Genomic DNA, 17,808 nt, shown 5'->3' with positions numbered 1-17,808 from the left:
CGGCGCCCGCCCGCGGCCGATCCGCCCCCTCCGCCCATTGCCCGACTTCATGGCGCTGCGCGACCTGCTGGAGCCCATCACCACCCGCCCGGCCATCGACCGGGTGCTGGCCGTGCTGCTCGACGAGCTCTGCGCGGCGCTGGCCGCCGCCGGCCAGGGCGCCCGCCAGTGGGTGTTGCGCGCCTTCCGGGTGGACCGGGCGGTGCAGGAGCTGGCGATCGGCACCGGCACCGCCTCGCACAGCCCGGCGCATCTGGCGCGCCTCTTCGCTCTCAAACTCGACCGGCTGATGCCGGAGCTCGGCTTCGAGCGGATGGTGCTGGAGGCCACGGGCACGGAGCCGCTGGCCCACCGGCAGGCGCCGCTCCACACCGGCCCGGAGGAGGCGGGCGCGGATCTGACCGCCCTGGCCGAGTTGCTCGACCGCGCCGCGCCGCGCGTGGCGCTGAGCCGGCCGCTGCCGCTCGACAGCCACTGGCCGGAATACGCCGCCGCGCCCGCCGCGCCGCAGGCGGTGCCGGTGGTGCCAACCGGCTGGGGCGGGCCGATCCGCCCGGTGCGGCTGCTGGCGGAACCGCTGCCGGTCACGGTGACGATGGAGGAGCCCGGGGGCGTGCCGGTGCAACTCCTCCAGGGCACGCGCCGGCATCGGGTGCTGGCCGCCCTCGGCCCCGAGCGGCTGGAGCCGGAATGGTGGGGCGAGGACCAGCACCGCCCGGCGCGCGACTACTACCGCCTGCAGACCGCCGAGGGGCCGCGCCTCTGGGTCTGCCGCCTGCGCGAGGGCGCCGCGGCGCCGCGCTGGTTCCTGCACGGGGAACTGGCCTGAACCGTGGAAGGCTATGCGGAGCTTGGCGCCCGCTCCAACTTCTCCCTGCTGGACGGTGCCTCGCACCCGGCGGAGCTGGTGCTGGCCGCCCGGGCGCTCGGCCATGCCGGGCTCGGGATCTGCGACCGCAACAGCCTGGCCGGCGTGGTGCGCGGCCATGTGGCGGCCCGCGAGGCCGGGCTGCCCTTCCGCGTCGGCGCGCGGCTCGCGCTCGAGGACGGGTCGGAGTTCCTCGCCTGGCCGACGGACCGCGCCAGCTACGGCCGGCTGACCACCCTGCTGTCGCGCGGCCGGCTGCGCGCGCCGAAAGGCGCGTGCCAGATCGGGCCCGAGGAGATGCTGGCGCATGCGGCGGGCTGGTGCCTGGCGGCCATTCCGCCGCGCCAGCCGGATGCGGCCTTTGCCCGCCGCTTCGCGGAGCTGGCCGGGCGGCTCCGCCCGCTTCTGGCGCTGCCGCTGTTCTGCGCCGCCGCCTGCCGCCTGGATGGCCATGACCAGGCGCGGCTGGCCTGGCTGGCTGCGGTGGTCGCGGAGGCCGGCCACGGGGCGGCGCTGCTGGCCTGGAACGATGTGCGCTACCATCACCGCCGGCGCCGCCCCCTGGCGGATCTGCTCACCGCCATCCGCCTCGGCTGCCCTGTCGCGGCGCTGGGCCGGCACGCCGAGCCGAATGCCGAGCGCCGGCTCAAGCGGCCCTGCGACATGGCACAGCTGTTCGCGGGCCACCCGGAGGCGCTGGCCGGCACGCTGCGGGTGCTGGAGGCGACGGGCGGCTTCTCGCTCGACCAGCTGCGGCACGAATACCCGGACGAGATCCTCGAGCCCGGCCGCACGCCGCAGCAGACCCTGGCGGCGCGCGTGCAGGCCGCCGCCGCCGGGCGCTGGCCCGAGGGCGTGCCGGCCGACATCCAGGCACGGATCGACCATGAGCTGCGGCTGATCGAGAGCCTGGGCTACGCGCCCTACTTCCTCACCGTGCACGAGGTGGTGCGCTTCGCGCGGCAGAAAGGGATCCTCTGCCAGGGGCGCGGCTCGGCCGCCAACTCCACCTGCTGCTACGTGCTTGGCATCACCGCGGTGGACCCGGCCCGGCACGACCTGCTGTTCGAGCGCTTCGTCTCGGCCAACCGCCGCGAGCCGCCCGACATCGACGTCGATTTCGAGCATGAGCGGCGCGAGGAGGTGATCCAGCACATCTACGAGCGCTATGGCCGCGAGCGGGCGGCGATCGCCGGCACGGTGATCCGCTACCGGGTGCGCAGCGCGCTGCGCGAGGTCGGCAAGGCGATGGGCCTGTCGGAGGATGTCACCGCGAAGCTGGCCAAGGCCAGCTGGGGGCCGGGGCGTGAGCAGACCCTGCCCGAGCTGGCCGCCGGCCTCGGCCTCGACCCCGCCGACCCGGCGCTCCGCTGGACGCTGCAGCTGGCCGAGGAGATCCAGGACTTCCCCCGCCATCTGGCGACCCATGTGGGCGGCTTCGTCATCAGCCGCGGGCCGCTGACCGAGCTGGCGGTGATCGGCAACGCCGCCATGCCGGGGCGGACGGTGCTGGAATGGGACAAGGACGACATCGACGCGCTCGGCCTGCTCAAGGTCGATATCCTGGCGCTCGGCATGCTCTCCCTGCTGCGCCGCGGCTTCGCGCTGCTGCGCCGGCACCACCGCAGGCAGCTTGGCCTGGCGGACCTGCCGCGCGACTGCCCGGATACCTACGCCATGCTGCGGCGGGCGGATTCCATCGGCGTCTTCCAGGTGGAGAGCCGGGCGCAGATGAACATGCTGCCCCGGCTGCGGCCGGAAAAGTTCTACGACCTCGTCATCCAGGTGGCGATCATCCGCCCCGGCCCCATCCAGGGCGACATGGTGCACCCCTATCTGCGCCGCCGCTGGGGGCTGGAGCGGCCGGTCTATCCCAGCCCGTCCCCCGCGCATGGACATCCCGACGAGCTCAAGGACGTGCTCAAGCGGACATTGGGGGTGCCGCTGTTCCAGGAGCAGGCGATGCGGGTGGCCATGGTCGCCGCGCGCTTCACGCCGGAGGAGGCGGACCAGCTCCGCCGCGCCATGGCGACCTTCAAGCATACAAAGGGCGTGACGGAGTACCGGGAGCGGCTGGTGGGCGGCATGGTGCGGCGCGGCTACGACCCCGGCCTCGCCGAGCGGGTGTTCCAGCAACTGGAGGGGTTCGGCTCCTATGGCTTTCCGGAGAGCCACGCGGCCTCCTTCGCGCATCTGGCCTATGCCTCGGCCTGGCTGAAGTGCCACCACCCGGCGGTGTTCGCCGCCGCCCTGCTGAACAGCCAGCCCATGGGCTTCTATGCCCCGGCGCAGATCGTCCGCGATGCCAGGGAGCATGGCGTCCAGGTCCGCCCGCTCGACGTCAACCGGAGCGGCTGGGACTGCACGCTGGAGCCGGAGCCCGGCAGCGCCGAGGGGCTGGCGCTGCGGCTGGGGCTGCGCATGGCGGCGGGCCTCGCCCGCGCGGAGGGCGAGCAGATCGTCAAGGCGCGACGGGCCGGCAACGGCGCGCCCTTCGCCAGCGTGGAGGAGGTGGTGCGCCGCGCCGGGCTTGGCCGCAAGGCCACCGAGGCGCTGGCGGCGGCGGATGGCTTTGCCGGGATGGGCGTCCCCCGCCGGCAGGCGATCTGGGCGGCAAGGGGCGTCGAGAAGGCGGTGCCGCCGCTCCTGCTGCTGGCGGCGCAGAAAGCGGCCGCCGGCGAGCCGCCGCTGCTGCCGGAAGCAAGCCCCGGCCTGCCCGAGGAACAGGAGGGCCAGGGCGTGGTGCTGGACTACCTGGCCACCGGCCTGACGCTGGGGCGGCACCCGCTGGCGCTGCTCAGGCACCGGCTCAGGGCCCTGGGCTGCCAGGATATCCGGGAGATCGGCGCCCTGCCCTCCGGCAGAAGGATCCTGCTCGCCGGGCTGGTGCTGATGCGCCAGCGCCCGGGCACCTCGAAGGGCGTGGTGTTCGTCACCGTGGAGGATGAGCACGGCACCGCCAACCTGGTCGTCTTCGCCGATCTGGTGGCACGGGACCGCGCGGCGCTGATCAACGCGCGGCTGCTGGTGGTCCAGGGCCGGATCGAGCGCGAGACGAGGCAGGCGGAGGTGCCGGTGACGCACATCATCGCCGAGGCGCTGACCGACCGGACGGACCTGCTGCGTGGCCTGAACGCGGCGGAGGAGCAGGACTGGGGTGCCGCGGCGCTGGGGCGGGCGGATGAGGTGCGCCGGCCCGAGCCAGGATCACGCCGGCCCGTGCTGCCGGTGAAGAGCCGCGATTTCCAGTGACGCGAAGGGCGCGGGGATGCCGGCTGCCGCTTCCGGCCGAAGATTTGCGCCACCCGCTTTTCCAGGGGCGCCAGGGCTTTGCATGGCCGCCATGGAGATCATCCCGGGATGCGGATGGCTCCGCTCCACCAGCAGGTCGACCAGCGCCTGCGGCATGTCCAGGCCGCGCGCGGCGTGGGTGGACACGCTCTTCATCTCGATGCTGATCTTGACGTCGCGGCCGGTCTCGGCCGCCTTGGCGGCGATCAGGTCCAGCGCCTCGTCCAGCGTCATGGCGGCGGGGTTGGCGGCGTGCAGGCTGGCGTAGGTGGTGCGGGGGATGGTGCCGGTGTCGTGGGCCACCACCAGCACGCCGTCGGCCGTCATCTGGATGTCCAGCTCGGCCCAGTCGGCGCCCCAATAATGGCCGGGATAGGGATTGGTGCCGCGGTGGCCGAAGATCTCGAAGGAGGTCATGGATCGTCTGACGGTTCAATGCCCAGACGCCGCCCGCAGCGGCCGAACGGGCCGATGGAAGGGGACAGGGCGCGGGTTCAGGTGTGGTCCCGACCTTCGGCCTGAATGGGGGGGCATGGCACGACCGCCGTACCGGACTGCGCCAGCCGCTCGCGGATCGCGGGCGGCAGCGCGGCGTCGCAGAAGACGGCGGAGACATCCTCGATCCGCCCGCCGCGCACATGCGCCGCGCGGCTGAACTTGGAGGCGTCGAGCACCAGGAAGGACCGTCGGGAATGGCGCATCATCACCTCGCGGATGCGCACTTCCTCGCGCGAGTAGTCGAGCAGCGAGCCGTCCGCATCGACACCGCCGACGCCGAAGATGGCGATGTCGACGAGATAGGCGCTGAACAGCTCCTCTCCCGCCGGGCCGCAGACATCGAGATCCCCGGTGCGGACGGTGCCGCCCGCGATCGCCACCTCGAATTCCGGGTTCTGCGCCGCGGCCAGGGCGAGCGGCAGGTTGTTGGTGACGATCTTCAGCCCGCGATGCCTGCCCAGGCACTCCGCCACGATCTGCGGCGTGGTGCCGATGCCGAGGGAGATGCAGGCGCCGTCCGGCACCTCCCGTGCCACGGCGGCGCCGATCTGCCGCTTGGCCGCGCGGTTCAGCACCTCACGGTCGCGGAAGCTCATGTTGCCGCCATGGCCGGAGCAGGTGATGCCGCCATGGCGGCGCCGGGCCATGCCCTGCTCGCAGAGGCCGTTGATGTCGCGCCGGATGGTCTGGGTCGTCACCTCGAAATGCTGGGCGAGCTCGTCCACGCGCAGGAAGTCGCGCGTCTTCAGCATCTCGGCGATCATCGCCTGCCGGCTCCGGGACGGCGTGGCGGCGATGTTCAGGTGAAAATTCTGCCTGTTCATGTGTATGCTCCTAGACGGCCAGTGCTGCAGCCGCGTGACAGGGCAGAGAAGGTTCGATGTTGCGCCGGGCCTTGCCCCGCCCGCGTTCCAAGACAATGATTTCACGCGATTAATCCGCCGCCCTGGCGCTGGCTCTGCCGCAGGCGCGGAGTCACGAAACCGCCATCAAAGCGACATTCATCCGAAGCACCGGGCGGCTATCAGCCGTTCCCATGAGCATCACCGACGGCCCCGGGGCCGCCATCCGGCTGGATGCCGTGCGCAAGCAGTTCGGCGACACGGTGGCCCTGCACAACATCGACATCACCGCCGCGCCAGGGTCCCTGATCGTGCTGCTCGGCCCTTCCGGCTGCGGCAAGTCGACGCTGCTGCGCGTGCTGGCGGGGCTGGAGGCGGCGTCGTCCGGCAGCGTCCACTTCGCCGGGCGGGACGTGACCGCGTTGCCGCCGGCGGCGCGCGGCGTGTCCATGGTGTTCCAGTCCTACGCGCTGTTCCCGCATCTCGATGTGGCCGAGAATATCCTGTTCGGCCTGCGGGCGCGGAAGGTGCCGCGGGCGGAGCGCGACGCGCGGCTCACCCGCACCGCCGCCATGCTGGGGCTGGCATCGCTGCTGGAGCGGCGGCCGGCGCAGCTCTCGGGCGGGCAGCAGCAGCGCGTGGCGCTGGCCCGCGCCATCGTGGCCGAGGCGCCGGTCTGCCTGATGGACGAGCCGCTCTCCAACCTCGATGCCAAGCTGCGGGCCGAGATGCGGGCCGAGATACGCGCCCTGCAGCAGCGCCTGGGCCTGACCATGGTCTATGTCACCCACGACCAGGTGGAGGCCATGAGCATGGCCGACCAGGTCGTGCTCATGCGCGAGGGGCGCGTCGAGCAGGACGCGACGCCGGCCGAGCTCTACGCCCGCCCCGCCACGGCCTTCGCCGCCGGCTTCATCGGCACGCCGCCCATGTCGCTGCTGCGGCTGCAGGCCGCGCCGGGTGGCGCCGCCATCGCCGGCGCGCCGGAGCACCCGGTGGCGCCTGCCGAGGCCGCGGGCGCGATGCTGGGCCTGCGGCCCGAGGAAGTGGCGCCCACCGACGGCCCCGGCCTGCCCGCCCTCGTCAGCGGCGCCGAGTTCCTGGGCGCCGAGACGGTGCTGCGCTGCGCCGTCGGCACGGCCGGCGAGACGTTGCAGGCCCGCATCCCCGGCAACCACGCGCTGCCCGCCGGCACCGCCGTGCGGCTGCGCCTGCCGCCGCTGGCGCACCTGTTCAGTTCCGCAACCGGGCAGCGCCTGCCGCTGCCGTCCCACGCGCCAACCTTCGCCTGAACCCCTGAGGGAGCCAGACCATGCTGATCACCCGTCGCGCCGCGCTCGGCGCGCTCGCCGCCTCGCCCATGCTCGCGGCCCCCGCGGTGCGGGCCCAGGCGCCCGTGCAGATCACCTTCAACTACCCGGTGGCCGTGGGCGGCCCGATCACCAAGGTGATCGACGGCTATTGCGCGGATTTCGAGCGCGCCAACCCGGGCATCCGCATCCGCCCGGTCTATACCGGCACCTACCAGGACTCGATCACCAAGGCGCTGACGGCGGCGCGCGGCGGTGACGCGCCGCAGATGGCCTGCCTGCTGTCCACCGACATGTTCACGCTGGTCGACGAGGATGTGGTCGTGTCGTGGGACGAACTGCCCGGCGCCGAGAAGGGCTGGATGGACAGCTTCTACCCCGGCTTCATGGAGAACAGCCGCACGGGTGGCAAGACCTGGGGTATTCCGTTCCAGCGCTCCACCATCGTCATGTACTACAACAAGGATGCGTTCAAGGCGGCCGGCCTGGACCCGGAGACCCCGCCGAAGGACTGGGCGGAGCAGGTGGCCTTTGCGCAGAAGCTGACCAGGCGGCAGGGCGATTCCGTAACGCAGTGGGGCATCCAGATCCCCTCTTCCGGCTTTCCCTACTGGCTGTTCCAGGCGCTGACCACGCAGAACGACGTGCGCCTGATGAACGAGGCGGGGAACCGGACCTTCTTCGCCGACCCGAAGGTGGCCGAGGCGCTGCAGTACTGGGCAGACCTGTCCGCCCGGCACAAGGTGCAGCCCTCCGGCATCGTGGAATGGGGCACCACCCCGCGCGACTTCTTCGAGCGCAAGGTGGCGATGATGTGGACCACCACGGGCAACCTGACCAACGTCAAGGCCAACGCGCCCTTCCCCTTCGGCGTCGCCATGCTGCCGGCCGGCCGGCGCCGCGGCAGCCCGACGGGCGGCGGCAACCTCTACGTCTTCAAATCCGCCAGCCCGGCGCAGCGCGAGGCGGCGGTGAAGTTCGCCCGCTTCCTGACCGAACCGGAGCGCGCGGCGCAGTGGGGCATCGACACCGGCTATGTCGCCACCAGCCCCGCCGCGTGGGAGACCCCGAAGATGAAGGAATACGTGGCCGGCTTCCCCGCCGCCGCCGTGGCGCGCGACCAGCTGCCGCACGCGGTGGCCGAGCTGTCCACGCATGAGAACCAGCGCGTGACCAAGGCCCTGAACGACGGCCTGCAGGCCGTGCTGACCGGCCGCGCCCAGCCCGTGCCCGCCATGGCGCAGGCGCAGGCGGAAGCCGATCGCATCCTGCGCGCCTATCGCGGCTGAGGCGGCCCGGGCCCATGCGCGGACGCGCGACTCTTCACGCCTGGCTGATGCTGGGCCCGGCCATGCTGCTGCTGGTCGCCTTCACGCACTATCCCGTGGTGGCGACCCTCTGGCACTCGCTGTTCTCCACGCCACGCGGCGCGCGCCCCGCGCGCTTCGTGGGCGTGGAGAACTACGCGGCGCTGGCCGACGACCCGGTGTTCTGGCAGGCGCTGTCCAACAACCTGCTCTACGCGCTGGGCACGGTGCCGCTCTCCATCGGGCTGGCGCTGGCCATGGCGCTGTGGGTGAACGGCCGCATCGCCGGCCGCGCCGCGCTCCGCGTGGCCTACTTCACGCCGACCGTGCTGCCGATGATCGCGGTGGCCAATCTGTGGCTGTTCTTCTACACGCCGGATTACGGGCTGGTGGACCGCATCACCGGCTTCCTGTTCGGCTGGGGTCCCACCAACTGGATCGGCAGCCAGGAGACGGCGCTGGGCGCGATGATGGCCATCGCAGTCTGGAAGGAAGCCGGGTTCTTCATGATCTTCTACCTGGCCGCGCTGCAGGCCATCCCGCCCGTGCTGTACGAGGCGGCGTCGGTGGAGGGCGCGTCCCGCTTCACGGTGTTCCGCCGCGTGACGCTGCCGCTGCTCGGCCCCACCACGCTGTTCATCGCGGTGAACGCGCTCATCAACGGATTTCGGCTGGTGGACCACATCATCGTCATGACGCATGGCGGGCCGGACAATGCCACCGCCCTGCTGCTCACCTACATCTACGAGGTGGGCTTCCGCTTCTGGGACACCGCGCAGGCATCGGCGCTGACCATGGTGCTGCTGCTGATCCTGGCGCTGGTGGCCCTGGCGCAGTTCACCCTTCTCGGCCGGCGGACGCATTACCGATGAGCGCGACGACACTGACGCCGACCGCAGCGGCGCAGCCACGCCTGCGCCTCGGGCTGTGGCTGGAAACGCTGGCGGCCTGGACGCTGGCGCTGGCCTGGGCGGCGCCGCTGCTCTACGCGCTCTGGGCCGCCATCCACCCCACCGGCTACGCCACGCGCTTCGAGCTGTTCGCGCCGCTGACGCTGGACAACTTCGCCGCCGCCTGGAACGCCGCGCCCTTCCCGCGCTACATGCTGAACAGCGTTCTGCTGGTCACCTTCGTCACGGGCTGCCAGTTCGTGCTGGGCACGCTGGCGGCGTTCGTCTTCGCCCGCAGCAGCTCGCGCTGGGCCGGCGTGCTGTTCGCCATCGTGCTGGTGCAGCTCATGATCATGCCGGACATGCTGATCGTCGAGAACTACCGCACCATGCGGGCGCTGGGCCTGGTGGACACGGTGGTGGGCATCGGCCTGCCCTATGTCGCCTCCGCCTTCGGTATCTTCCTGCTGCGACAGACCTTCAAGCAGGTGCCGAAGGAGCTGGAGGACGCGGCGCGCATCGAGGGCTGCGGCACCTTCGGCATCCTCTGGAAGGTCTATGTGCCGCTGGCGCGCCCGACCTACCTGGCCTACGGCCTTACCTCCGTCTCCTACCACTGGAACAACTTCCTCTGGCCGCTGGTCATCACCAACACGGTGGAGACGCGGCCGCTGACCGTGGGCCTCGCCGTCTTCGCCTCCACCGACCAGGGCATCGACTGGGCCATCATCAGCGCGGCGACGCTGTTGACCTCGGCGCCACTGCTGCTCGCCTTCCTCCTGTTCCAGCGGCAGTTCGTGCAGTCCTTCATGCGGGCCGGCATCCGCTGAGCCCTCATGCTTCCGGAGACGTCACTTCGATCCTCTGGTTTGGGCCTGTTCCGGCGCCTCCCGAGCCTCCGGCGGGAAGGGCTGCTGTGGAGGGAGCCTCGCCTTCCCGCGCATGACGCTCCAGCCTCCCCCATCCCCCCTGGCCGGGCCGGGGGAATTGCCGCACCAGCGGACAGCACCGGCTGCGGCAATCGTGCTCCCGGCTTCCGGCCCGAGAGTGGAACGCCCTACCGGTGGCTTCCCCCGCCGCCCATCAGGTTTCCGAGCAGCCCGCCCAGGCCTCCCTGGCCCAGCTCCTCCTCGCGCTGGGGAAGGTTGCCCTGGGGGGTGGCCCGATCGACCATGTGCGGCAGGATGTTGCTCAGCTCGGCGAGGATGGCGGCGCGATCCGTGCCGGCGTGCTGCGCCGCCTCGTCCAGCTCCCGGGGGTCGAAGCTGCCCTCGAGGTCCCGCGGCGAGACCGGCTGGTTCGTGTCGCGCGACACCCAGGAGTCCACCTGCCGGTCGAGGCCCTGGCTCCGCAGGCTCCCGAGCAGGCCACCCAGCCCGCCCAGCAGGCCACCGAGCCCGCCGCCCGCGCCATGGCCGGCCATCCCGCCCAGCCCGCCGCCGGTGCCACCTGTCGCTGGCGCGCCTCCGCCGAGAAGCCCGCCCAAGATTCCGCCAAGGCCACCGCCGCCAGCCATCGGGGCGCCTCCGCTCCCGAGCAACCCGCCGAGCAGACCGCCCAGCCCGCCGCCCATCGGAGCGGCGTGGCTGCCGCGGTGCAGGCCGCCGGCCTGTGCTCCCCCGCCCTGGGCGTGCCTGAGCAACTGCTGGATGAGCAGCGCCATCGCGGCGGCCTTGACCCCGCCGCCGAGGCCACCGGTGGAACCGCCGCCGGATTGCCCGGGGAATAAACCGCTCATGATGACCGCTCCTTGCATGCTCTGCGGAGCACAACGCCGTAGCCGAGAGACCCGTTGCCGGAGCCGCCCTGGCGGACCGGCGCCCGGGGGCGATACTGCGCTGATATCCTGGTACGATACACAGGCTCCGGTACTGGATGCCGGCCCGCTCCATGACCTATCCACACATCCTGCGGGTGCCGCTGCACCTCTGGCGCGCCCTGCAGCGCTTTGCGGCCTGGGTGGCGCCCGCCCTGGTGGCGGAATGGACGATGCCGAGGGATAGCCGGAGATCCTGTGATGGATCAGGCCATCACGACGCGGCGTGCGCTGTGGGACCGCTTCTGCGGCCCGCACCGCCAAGAGCGGTGGATCAGGTTTCCAGCTGCCCGGAAAACCCCTGTCCGGATCAGTCAGGTCAGATCATGCTCCAGCCCCAGCAATGGAGACCATGCCGCGTGACACCCTTCGATCCTGCCTTGCTGCCCGCCGGCATCCGCAGCCGCATCCTGCCCGGGGTCAATGGGCTCTCCGTACACGTGCTGGAAGCCGGAAAGGCTGGGCAGCCCGCCGTGCTGCTGCTGCACGGCTTTCCCGAGCTCGCCTTTTCATGGCGCAAGGTGATGCCGGCCCTGGCTGATGCCGGCTTTCACGTCATCGCTCCGGACCTCCGGGGATATGGCCGCACCACGGGCTGGAGCGCAGGCTACGATGAGCCGCTGACGCCTTTCCTGATGCTGAACATGGTGCGCGACCAACTGGCTTTGGTCCAGGCGCTGGGGCTGAAGGAGGTCCATGCGCTGGTCGGCCACGACTATGGTTCCCCGGTCGCGGCCTGGTCCGCGCTGATTCGTCCGGACGTCTTCCGGCGCCTGGCACTCATGAGCGCGCCCTTCGCCGGTCCCCCACGCTTCGGGGCACCCTCAGGGCAAGACATCAGCGCTGACCTGGCCCGGCTGGAAGTGCCGCGCAAGCACTACCAGTGGTATTATTCTGAGCGTCGCGCAGCGGGAGACATGGATCACCCGCGGCAGGGGCTACAGGCTTTCCTGCGCGCCTACTATCACCACAAGAGTGCGGACTGGCCCGGCAACAAACCCTTCCCGCTGGCCGGCTGGACGGCGGAGGCGTTGGCGAAGCTGCCGGACTACTACGTCATGCCCTTGCATGCGACAATGCCTGAGGCAGTGGCTCCGCACATGCCGGCCACCGGGGCGCCCTGGCTCACAGATGCCGAGCTGGCCGTTTATGTCGCCGAGTATTCCCGCACGGGCTTCGCCGGCGGCCTGCAATCCTATCGCTGTGGCACGAGCGGTGCGAACGCCGCCGATCTTACCCTGTTCAGCGGCCGGCGGATCGAGGTGCCAACCATCTTCATCGCTGGCGCCAACGATTGGGGCATCCACCAGACTCCCCTTGCCCTGCCTCGCATGCAAGAGGACGCGTGCGCTGATTTTCGTGGCCTGCACCTGATTCCCGGTGCGGGTCATTGGGTGCAGCAGGAGCAGCCGGATGCCGTGGCGAAGCTGCTGGCAGACCTGGCGGCCATCGCGGCGGATGTGTGAGCGTTGGCTCAGCTTCGGCCATCACGCGGCATGGCAGATGGCGCAAGCCCAGGCGTGCCGGAGCGGGGCTGGCTCAGCGCCCGGAGGCGATCCCCCGGGCGACAGGCTCAGCGGCTTGGCGTGATCCTCCACACCGTGTTCGAGAGATCGTCGGCAACGATCAGGGCGCCGCGCGGGTCCACCGAGACACCCACCGGGCGGCCACGCGCCTGGCCCTCGCCGTTCAGGAAGCCGGACACGAAGTCGACCGGGGCACCTGCCGGCTGTCCATCACGGAAGGGTACGAAAACAACCCTGTAGCCGGTGGGCACATTGCGGTTCCAGCTGCCATGCTCGCCGACGAAGACTCCGTCCGCGAAGGCCTCGCCCATGGCGGGGTTCGAGAAGGCGACGCCCAGCGCGGCCACATGTGCGCCCAGGCTGTAATCGGGGCGGATCGCCGCGGCGACCTTTTCCGGGTCCTGCGGCTGCACCCGCATATCGACGTTCTGCCCCCAGTAGCTGTAGGGCCAGCCATAGAAGCCGCCCTCGCGGACCGAGGTCAGGTAGTCCGGCACGAGGTCGGGGCCGATCTCGTCGCGTTCGTTCACCACCGCCCAGAGCTGGCCCGTGCCCGGCTGAATCGTGAGCGCCGTGGGGTTGCGGAGGCCGGTGGCGTAGGGTCTGTGCGCGCCCGTCTGCGCATCGATCTGCCACACCATCGCCCGCCCGACCTCGGCTTCCATGCCGCGCTCGGTGATGTTGCTGTTGGAGCCGATGCCGACATAGAGGAAGCGGCCATCGGCGCTGGCGGTCATCGCCTTCGTCCAGTGGTGGTTGATTGCCGAGGGCAGATCCGCGACATGCACCGGCGGCCCGCTCGCCTCGGTCTGGCCGTCGCGGTAGCTGAAGCGCACCAGCGCATCCTGGTTGGCGACGTAAAGGGAGCCATTGACCAGGGCGAGGCCATAAGGCCCGTTCAGATTTTCCGCGAAGATGCCCCGGCTCTCGTAGGTGCCGTCGCCATCGGCATCGCGTAGCAGCGTCAGCCGGTTGCCGCCTGGCACCGACGTCTTGCCCCAGCCCTTGATAATGTTTGCGATGAAGGCCTTAGGGTTGAGCCGAGGCGCGCCCTGGCCACCGGTTCCCTCCGTGACCAGGATATCGCCATTGGGCAGGATGAGGGTCTGGCGCGGGATCCTGAGATCCGTGGCGATGGCCTGGATCGTGTAGCCCTGTGGCACGGCCGGGCGGTCATCGCCCCAGGACGTCGGCCGGGGGATCGTCATGTCGGGCAGCAGGCCGCGATTCGGTTCCGGAAGTTCCGGATTGGGGCCGCGCTGCTGCGGGCCAGAGTTGCCCTCGCCATCGCAGGCGGAGAGGGCCAGTGCCGCAACACCCATCAGCAAGATCGCGCGCATCACACTGCCTCCTGGGACTGGTAGCCGGAATAGCCCATCCAGGCCGCAACAAGCGCGAGGATCGTCGCGATGGCGGAAAGGTAGAGCGCCTCCGGCATAATCGCGAAGGCGTCCTTCGCGTGAACGAGCGCGTTGATGAAGCCCAGCACCCACATCGCCAGCAGCACGATGAAATAGATGGCCGCCCGACTCCTGCGTCCGGCGCCGCTCCGTATCAGGTCCACCAGCGCCCAGAGCAGAGCAAAGCCGCCGACGAGAAGGCCTCCCGCGATGAGCCAGGAGGAGAAATTGGCCCACTGGATCTGGAAGCTCGCCCGATAGGCGAAGTCGCTGAACAGCGCGCCAAGAAACAGGGGAAGCGGGAAAGCAAGCAGGATCGCATGCAGCGGGTGAAGCGGCCTCGGGGATCTTGGGCTGGTTATGGCAACCACGGCGGAGCCTCCTCTTATCCGGCCGGGCCCGGTGAAGCGGCCATGGCCTGACCTGCCTCTTTCGGAGGCGGCGGTAGGACAACGGGGCAGCGAAGGATGGGTTTCGGCGCCGCAGTCTGGCTCCCCGCCCGAAGCGGCCGCCATTCCGGCGAACCGTGCGGATCCTGCCAGGATGGAGTTGGACTTGCTCCCGTCTGATGGAGGAGCGTTGGATCAACCTGGCGTCCATCTTCTCGAGCTGGGCCAGGCCTGCGAAGTCGAGCGCGGCATGGCGCCTGACAGGCTGTAGAGGCCATCGATGTGGCGGCCGACGGCCTGCCCGGCATCCTGACGTGTTTCAGACATGGTGCGCCAGACGAGTTCCGACTCCGCCCGCTCGTCTGGACCAGGCGGATTGCCTCGTCTCAAATTCCTTCGTGAACCGTCTCTGCTGCGTCACGGGGTTCCTCTTGCCTCATCAGGAACCCTCCCCTCCACCTTTCCGAAGCAAGCCCAGGCGGCGCTTTACAAGCCAATGTGGAGTGACGGTGTTTTTGAGCACCCCGCTAATCGGACTGCACTGTCTCGACAGGCCGCGAGCGAAGCCCGGAGGGTGTGCTTTCCGCCCACATCAGCAGTGCATCAAGCGCCGGGCATAGCGCCTGTCCCCACTCGGTCAGGTGGTACTCCACCTTCGGGGGCACCTGATGATGGACGATGCGTGCGACAACACCGTCGCCCTCCAACTGACGCAGCTGCTGGATCAGCATTTTCTGTGACACGCCGGGAATGGCCCGCTCGAGATCGGAGAAGCGTCGCACCTGTCCGCCGAAGAGCTGAAACAGGATCACGAGCTTCCAGCGCCCCTCGAGTACCCTGATCACGTTCTGCACGCCCTGCGCAGCCGTTTCGGCCGTGTATTCCACACGCTTACTTCGGGGTAAGTCCCTTACTTTTTCGTCCGTTCTTGCCATTCGGGCAGCTTAGAAACAGCTTCAGGCCAGGGCAACACATCTCCGGAGTCATGCCATGACCAACGAACTGCCGGCACCCATTGCAGCCTATGTCTCGGCCAACGCCCGGCTCGACGCAGACGGCATGGCGGCGCCATTCGCCGGGGACGCGGTGGTGCGCGACGATGGCGGGCACCATACGGGCCGAGATGAGATCAGGACCTGGATCCAGTCGGCGACGATCGCCAGCCGCGCCGTCTTCACGCCGGAGACATGGCGCGAACGCGATGGCCGCATCCTCGTGGAGGGCCTGACCGCAGGGGATTTCCCCGGCAGCCCGATCCGCTTCACCCTCAGCTTCCTGCTCCGGCACGATGCGATTGCCGGGCTGGAGATCGCCTGATGCCGCCCCTCAGCCATCCTGCCGAGTTCGAGGGACGCCGCGTCCTCATCACCGCGGGCAGCAAGGGCACCGGCCGGGCGACCGTCCAGCGCTTCCTGGATGCGGGGGCCCGCGTGATGACGGCGGCGAGACGCCGGCCCGAGGATCTCACGGGCGCCGACTTCGTCGAAGCCGACCTCACAAGCCCGGACGGAGCGCATGCGCTCGCGGAAGCAGCCATGGAGCGCCTCGGCGGCGTCGACGTGCTGGTGCACGTTCTCGGCGGCTCCCGGGCACCAGGCGGGGGCTTCGCGGCCCTGACCGAGGAGCATTGGCGCGCCGAGCTCGACCTGAACCTGATGCCGGCGGTGCGGCTCGACCGGCTGCTCCTGCCGCAGATGGCCGCGCGCGGCTCGGGCGCGGTGATCCACGTCGCCTCCATCCAGCGCCGGCTGCCATTGCACGATTCCACGACCGCCTATGCCGCCGCGAAGGCCGCCCTGACGACCTACAGCAAGGCTCTCTCGAAAGAGGTCGGGCCGAAGGGGGTGCGGGTCAACGTCGTCTCGCCCGGCTGGATCTATACGGAAGCGGCGGATGCGCTCGTGCAGCGGCTCGCGGCCAGCAGCGGAGGAACGCCGGACGCCGCGCGTCAGGGCATCCTGGAGGCGCTTGGCGGCATCCCTCTCGGCCGCCCCGCAAGGCCCGAGGAGGTGGCGGAGCTGATCGCCTTCCTCGCCTCCGACCGGGCCTCGGCCATTCACGGTGCGGACTACGTCATCGACGGCGGAACCATCCCGACGGTGTAGCCCCGCCCGCCGCACGGGGGCGGCGCCCCGGGCCTGGACCAGCAGGGCGCAACCGGCCGTGAGGCCCTGGAACGCGCGCCCTCCCGAAGAGCGCGAGACCCGGGCCGGTCGCCGGGCATGGCCAACCGCGGCCCTCGATGACGAACGCGCGGCCTGACGACGCTATCGAACCGCCCGGGAGTTGTCTCGATGGGCAGGGCCAGCGGCCTCGGGGTGGATGCCCCGGATGCTTCCATCGGAACCGCCGCGATGCCCGGGGGCCCGGCGTGCCAGGAACAGCTACGCGCCGTGCTCCTGCCGGATCATCCCGGCAGCCCGCTCGCCGATGATGGCGCAGGGCGCCTGGGTGTTCCCGGTCGTGACGCGCGGCATGATCGAGGCGTCCGCCACCCGGAGCCCGTCCACGCCATGGACCTTGAGCGTGGCGTCGACGACCGACATCTTGTCCCGTCCCATCCTGGCCGTGCAGCTCTGGTGCCAGTAGGTGACGGCGGCGTCGCGGATGTAGAGGTCGAGCGCGTCGCCCTTCAGAGGGCCGGGCATGGCCTCGCCTCGCACGAAAGGCCGGAAGGCCGGCGCGTTGCCCAGAGCGCGGCAGAGCTCGACGCAGGCCCTCGCGGTCGTCATGTCCGCCGGATCGGACAGGAAGCCCGCCTCAATGGCGAGAGGCGCCAGGGGATCCGCGCTCCGCAGGCGGAGAAGGACTTCCACGCCGGTCGCCCGGCGCCCGTCGAACACGACGCGATGCACGAGGGCGCCCGTCAGCACGGTCAGGTTCGGGCGGTCGAGCCAGGGCCGGAGATAGGCGCGGTACAGCGAATGGCGGCGTGCGGGGTCAGCCTCGGCGAAGAGGACATGGTGGCGGAGGCCTGGGCTGTCGCACTGCGGCCCTGATGCGGCGCCTGATGCCAGCTGATGGCGCATCGCCCGGCCATGCGCCCTTCCTGGCCGGATGCGAGAGCGTCCCGCAATCCACGCGCGAGTGGCGTTGCTTCTTCGGATTGCCGCCGGTGCAGGAGACGGCATCGGCCCGATGCCGCGCGTGAGAGTCCGCCTGGCGGCTGTTCACGAGTCGCGTAACCTCGGATAGCGAGCCTGAGGCAGGCGGGCTCCCGGCCTGTCCGCTTTCCGGAACCTCGCTGAGCCGTCTCAGCGGCCGAAACGGGCGCATGGCCGCCAGCCGCGGCAAGCCTTGGCCGGCAGCCTGACGAGCACACTGTGCCCAGCGTACCGGCCTGGCTCTACGGACGGCTCAGTGCTGGCCAGGAAGCTTGCTCCTGCCAAACAGCCGCTCAAGCGCACGGCGCTGGATGCCGTAGCATTCGCAACCCGCGCCTTCGAGGCCCGGCCGGTCCGTCACCTCCATGCGGCCGCGCTCGTAGCGGATGAACTGCGCCTTCTGCAGCATGCGGGCCGCCACGGTCACGCCGGCCCGCCCCACCCCCAGCATCAGCGACAGGAACTCATGCGTCATGGGGAACTCGTCCCCCTCAGCCCGGTCATGTGCCATCAGCAGCCAGCGGGCGAGGCGCTCGTTGATCCCGTGCCGGCCGTTGCAGGCTCCGG

At 70.6% G+C, this 17,808-nt stretch carries 17 protein-coding genes and 1 pseudogene; 10 read left to right on the top strand and 8 right to left on the bottom strand.

Annotated elements, in window-relative coordinates:
* Together ACZJYS_RS14610 and ACZJYS_RS14605 are read left to right on the top strand one after the other, a co-directional pair.
* Positions 1–829: pseudogene (locus ACZJYS_RS14610) on the top strand (hypothetical protein); the annotation flags it as partial.
* Positions 830–832: 3 nt separating this feature from the next.
* On the top strand, positions 833–4,120 hold the full coding sequence (locus ACZJYS_RS14605; protein WP_493179242.1) for an error-prone DNA polymerase: 3,288 nt from the start codon (positions 833–835) through the stop codon (positions 4,118–4,120).
* Here ACZJYS_RS14605 and ACZJYS_RS14600 read toward each other — a convergent pair.
* Positions 4,076–4,576, bottom strand: coding sequence for a glycerophosphodiester phosphodiesterase (locus ACZJYS_RS14600; protein ID WP_493179240.1), 501 nt, complete (start codon positions 4,574–4,576; stop codon positions 4,076–4,078). The two genes, ACZJYS_RS14605 and ACZJYS_RS14600, sit on opposite strands and share 45 nt — an antisense overlap.
* A gap of 77 nt (positions 4,577–4,653) precedes the next feature.
* Complete coding sequence (locus ACZJYS_RS14595; protein ID WP_493179238.1) at positions 4,654–5,481, bottom strand: DeoR/GlpR family DNA-binding transcription regulator; 828 nt, start codon at positions 5,479–5,481, stop codon at positions 4,654–4,656.
* A 212-nt stretch (positions 5,482–5,693) separates the two neighbouring features.
* Here ACZJYS_RS14595 and ACZJYS_RS14590 point away from each other — a divergent pair, with 212 nt between their 5' ends.
* The 4 genes from ACZJYS_RS14590 to ACZJYS_RS14575 are packed head-to-tail and all read left to right on the top strand — an operon-like array spanning position 5,694 to position 9,836.
* Positions 5,694–6,791 carry an ABC transporter ATP-binding protein gene (locus ACZJYS_RS14590; RefSeq protein ID WP_493179236.1) on the top strand — a complete coding sequence of 366 codons (1,098 nt, stop codon included), beginning with the start codon at positions 5,694–5,696 and terminating at the stop codon, positions 6,789–6,791.
* Positions 6,792–6,811: 20 nt separating this feature from the next.
* The gene (locus ACZJYS_RS14585; RefSeq protein WP_493179234.1) at positions 6,812–8,098 is read left to right on the top strand and encodes an ABC transporter substrate-binding protein; all 1,287 of its coding nucleotides are present in this window, start codon (positions 6,812–6,814) and stop codon (positions 8,096–8,098) included.
* Positions 8,099–8,112: 14 nt separating this feature from the next.
* Positions 8,113–8,988, top strand: a complete 876-nt coding sequence (locus tag ACZJYS_RS14580) for a carbohydrate ABC transporter permease (protein ID WP_109518731.1) — start codon at positions 8,113–8,115, stop codon at positions 8,986–8,988.
* Positions 8,985–9,836 carry a carbohydrate ABC transporter permease gene (locus tag ACZJYS_RS14575; protein WP_493179231.1) on the top strand — a complete coding sequence of 284 codons (852 nt, stop codon included), beginning with the start codon at positions 8,985–8,987 and terminating at the stop codon, positions 9,834–9,836. The genes ACZJYS_RS14580 and ACZJYS_RS14575 overlap by 4 nt, the downstream gene beginning before the upstream one ends.
* A 227-nt stretch (positions 9,837–10,063) precedes the next feature.
* On the opposite strand, the gene ACZJYS_RS14570 is transcribed toward ACZJYS_RS14575, so the two are convergent.
* Positions 10,064–10,522 carry a YidB family protein gene (locus ACZJYS_RS14570; RefSeq protein ID WP_493179244.1) on the bottom strand — a complete coding sequence of 153 codons (459 nt, stop codon included), beginning with the start codon at positions 10,520–10,522 and terminating at the stop codon, positions 10,064–10,066.
* Between ACZJYS_RS14570 and ACZJYS_RS14565 the strand changes: the two genes are divergently transcribed.
* Entirely contained in the window at positions 10,418–10,735 is a 318-nt protein-coding gene (locus ACZJYS_RS14565) for a hypothetical protein (protein ID WP_493179245.1), read from the top strand. The genes ACZJYS_RS14570 and ACZJYS_RS14565 overlap by 105 nt on opposite strands.
* Before the next feature lie 446 nt (positions 10,736–11,181).
* Complete coding sequence (locus ACZJYS_RS14560; protein WP_493179229.1) at positions 11,182–12,288, top strand: alpha/beta hydrolase; 1,107 nt, start codon at positions 11,182–11,184, stop codon at positions 12,286–12,288.
* A 107-nt stretch (positions 12,289–12,395) separates the two neighbouring features.
* Here the strand turns inward: ACZJYS_RS14560 and ACZJYS_RS14555 are convergent, their stop codons facing one another.
* The 3 genes from ACZJYS_RS14555 to ACZJYS_RS14545 form a co-directional block, all read right to left on the bottom strand.
* Complete coding sequence (locus tag ACZJYS_RS14555; RefSeq protein WP_109518727.1) at positions 12,396–13,688, bottom strand: PQQ-dependent sugar dehydrogenase; 1,293 nt, start codon at positions 13,686–13,688, stop codon at positions 12,396–12,398.
* Positions 13,688–14,119 (bottom strand): DUF2231 domain-containing protein, encoded by a 432-nt coding sequence (locus ACZJYS_RS14550; protein WP_493179226.1) that lies wholly within the window; start codon positions 14,117–14,119, stop codon positions 13,688–13,690. The genes ACZJYS_RS14555 and ACZJYS_RS14550 overlap by 1 nt, the downstream gene beginning before the upstream one ends.
* Before the next feature lie 545 nt (positions 14,120–14,664).
* Complete coding sequence (locus ACZJYS_RS14545; protein ID WP_379651719.1) at positions 14,665–15,024, bottom strand: winged helix-turn-helix transcriptional regulator; 360 nt, start codon at positions 15,022–15,024, stop codon at positions 14,665–14,667.
* 103 nt (positions 15,025–15,127) lie between these two features.
* Between ACZJYS_RS14545 and ACZJYS_RS14540 the strand changes: the two genes are divergently transcribed.
* Positions 15,128–15,454, top strand: a complete 327-nt coding sequence (locus ACZJYS_RS14540; RefSeq protein WP_493179224.1) for a nuclear transport factor 2 family protein — start codon at positions 15,128–15,130, stop codon at positions 15,452–15,454.
* Positions 15,454–16,242 (top strand): SDR family oxidoreductase, encoded by a 789-nt coding sequence (locus ACZJYS_RS14535; RefSeq protein ID WP_493179222.1) that lies wholly within the window; start codon positions 15,454–15,456, stop codon positions 16,240–16,242. The genes ACZJYS_RS14540 and ACZJYS_RS14535 overlap by 1 nt, the downstream gene beginning before the upstream one ends.
* Positions 16,243–16,521: 279 nt before the next feature.
* Here ACZJYS_RS14535 and ACZJYS_RS14530 read toward each other — a convergent pair whose 3' ends face one another.
* Together ACZJYS_RS14530 and ACZJYS_RS14525 are read right to left on the bottom strand one after the other, a co-directional pair.
* On the bottom strand, positions 16,522–17,166 hold the full coding sequence (locus ACZJYS_RS14530; protein ID WP_493179220.1) for a GMC oxidoreductase: 645 nt from the start codon (positions 17,164–17,166) through the stop codon (positions 16,522–16,524).
* A gap of 328 nt (positions 17,167–17,494) precedes the next feature.
* Positions 17,495–17,808, bottom strand: a 314-nt coding sequence (locus tag ACZJYS_RS14525; RefSeq protein ID WP_493179218.1) for a Crp/Fnr family transcriptional regulator, incomplete at its 5' end; no start/stop codon positions are given.

It is taken from the genome of Roseomonas sp. TS2 (genome assembly GCF_058833935.1).
The sequence above is the reverse complement of the archived record's forward strand: the minus strand, read 5'-3'. Positions and strand labels throughout refer to the sequence as shown.

Excerpts from the sequence above, each read along its gene's own strand:
- ACZJYS_RS14600 (WP_493179240.1), bottom strand. The coding sequence starts at position 4,576 with ATGACCTCCTTCGAGATCTTCGGCCACCGCGGCACCAATCCCTATCCC.
- ACZJYS_RS14595 (WP_493179238.1), bottom strand. The coding sequence starts at position 5,481 with ATGAACAGGCAGAATTTTCACCTGAACATCGCCGCCACGCCGTCCCGG.
- ACZJYS_RS14590 (WP_493179236.1), top strand. The coding sequence starts at position 5,694 with ATGAGCATCACCGACGGCCCCGGGGCCGCCATCCGGCTGGATGCCGTG.
- ACZJYS_RS14585 (WP_493179234.1), top strand. The coding sequence starts at position 6,812 with ATGCTGATCACCCGTCGCGCCGCGCTCGGCGCGCTCGCCGCCTCGCCC.
- ACZJYS_RS14580 (WP_109518731.1), top strand. The coding sequence starts at position 8,113 with ATGCGCGGACGCGCGACTCTTCACGCCTGGCTGATGCTGGGCCCGGCC.
- ACZJYS_RS14575 (WP_493179231.1), top strand. The coding sequence starts at position 8,985 with ATGAGCGCGACGACACTGACGCCGACCGCAGCGGCGCAGCCACGCCTG.
- ACZJYS_RS14565 (WP_493179245.1), top strand. The coding sequence starts at position 10,418 with ATGGCCGGCCATCCCGCCCAGCCCGCCGCCGGTGCCACCTGTCGCTGG.
- ACZJYS_RS14570 (WP_493179244.1), bottom strand. The coding sequence starts at position 10,522 with ATGGCTGGCGGCGGTGGCCTTGGCGGAATCTTGGGCGGGCTTCTCGGC.
- ACZJYS_RS14555 (WP_109518727.1), bottom strand. The coding sequence starts at position 13,688 with ATGCGCGCGATCTTGCTGATGGGTGTTGCGGCACTGGCCCTCTCCGCC.
- ACZJYS_RS14540 (WP_493179224.1), top strand. The coding sequence starts at position 15,128 with ATGACCAACGAACTGCCGGCACCCATTGCAGCCTATGTCTCGGCCAAC.
- ACZJYS_RS14535 (WP_493179222.1), top strand. The coding sequence starts at position 15,454 with ATGCCGCCCCTCAGCCATCCTGCCGAGTTCGAGGGACGCCGCGTCCTC.
- ACZJYS_RS14530 (WP_493179220.1), bottom strand. The coding sequence starts at position 17,166 with ATGCGCCATCAGCTGGCATCAGGCGCCGCATCAGGGCCGCAGTGCGAC.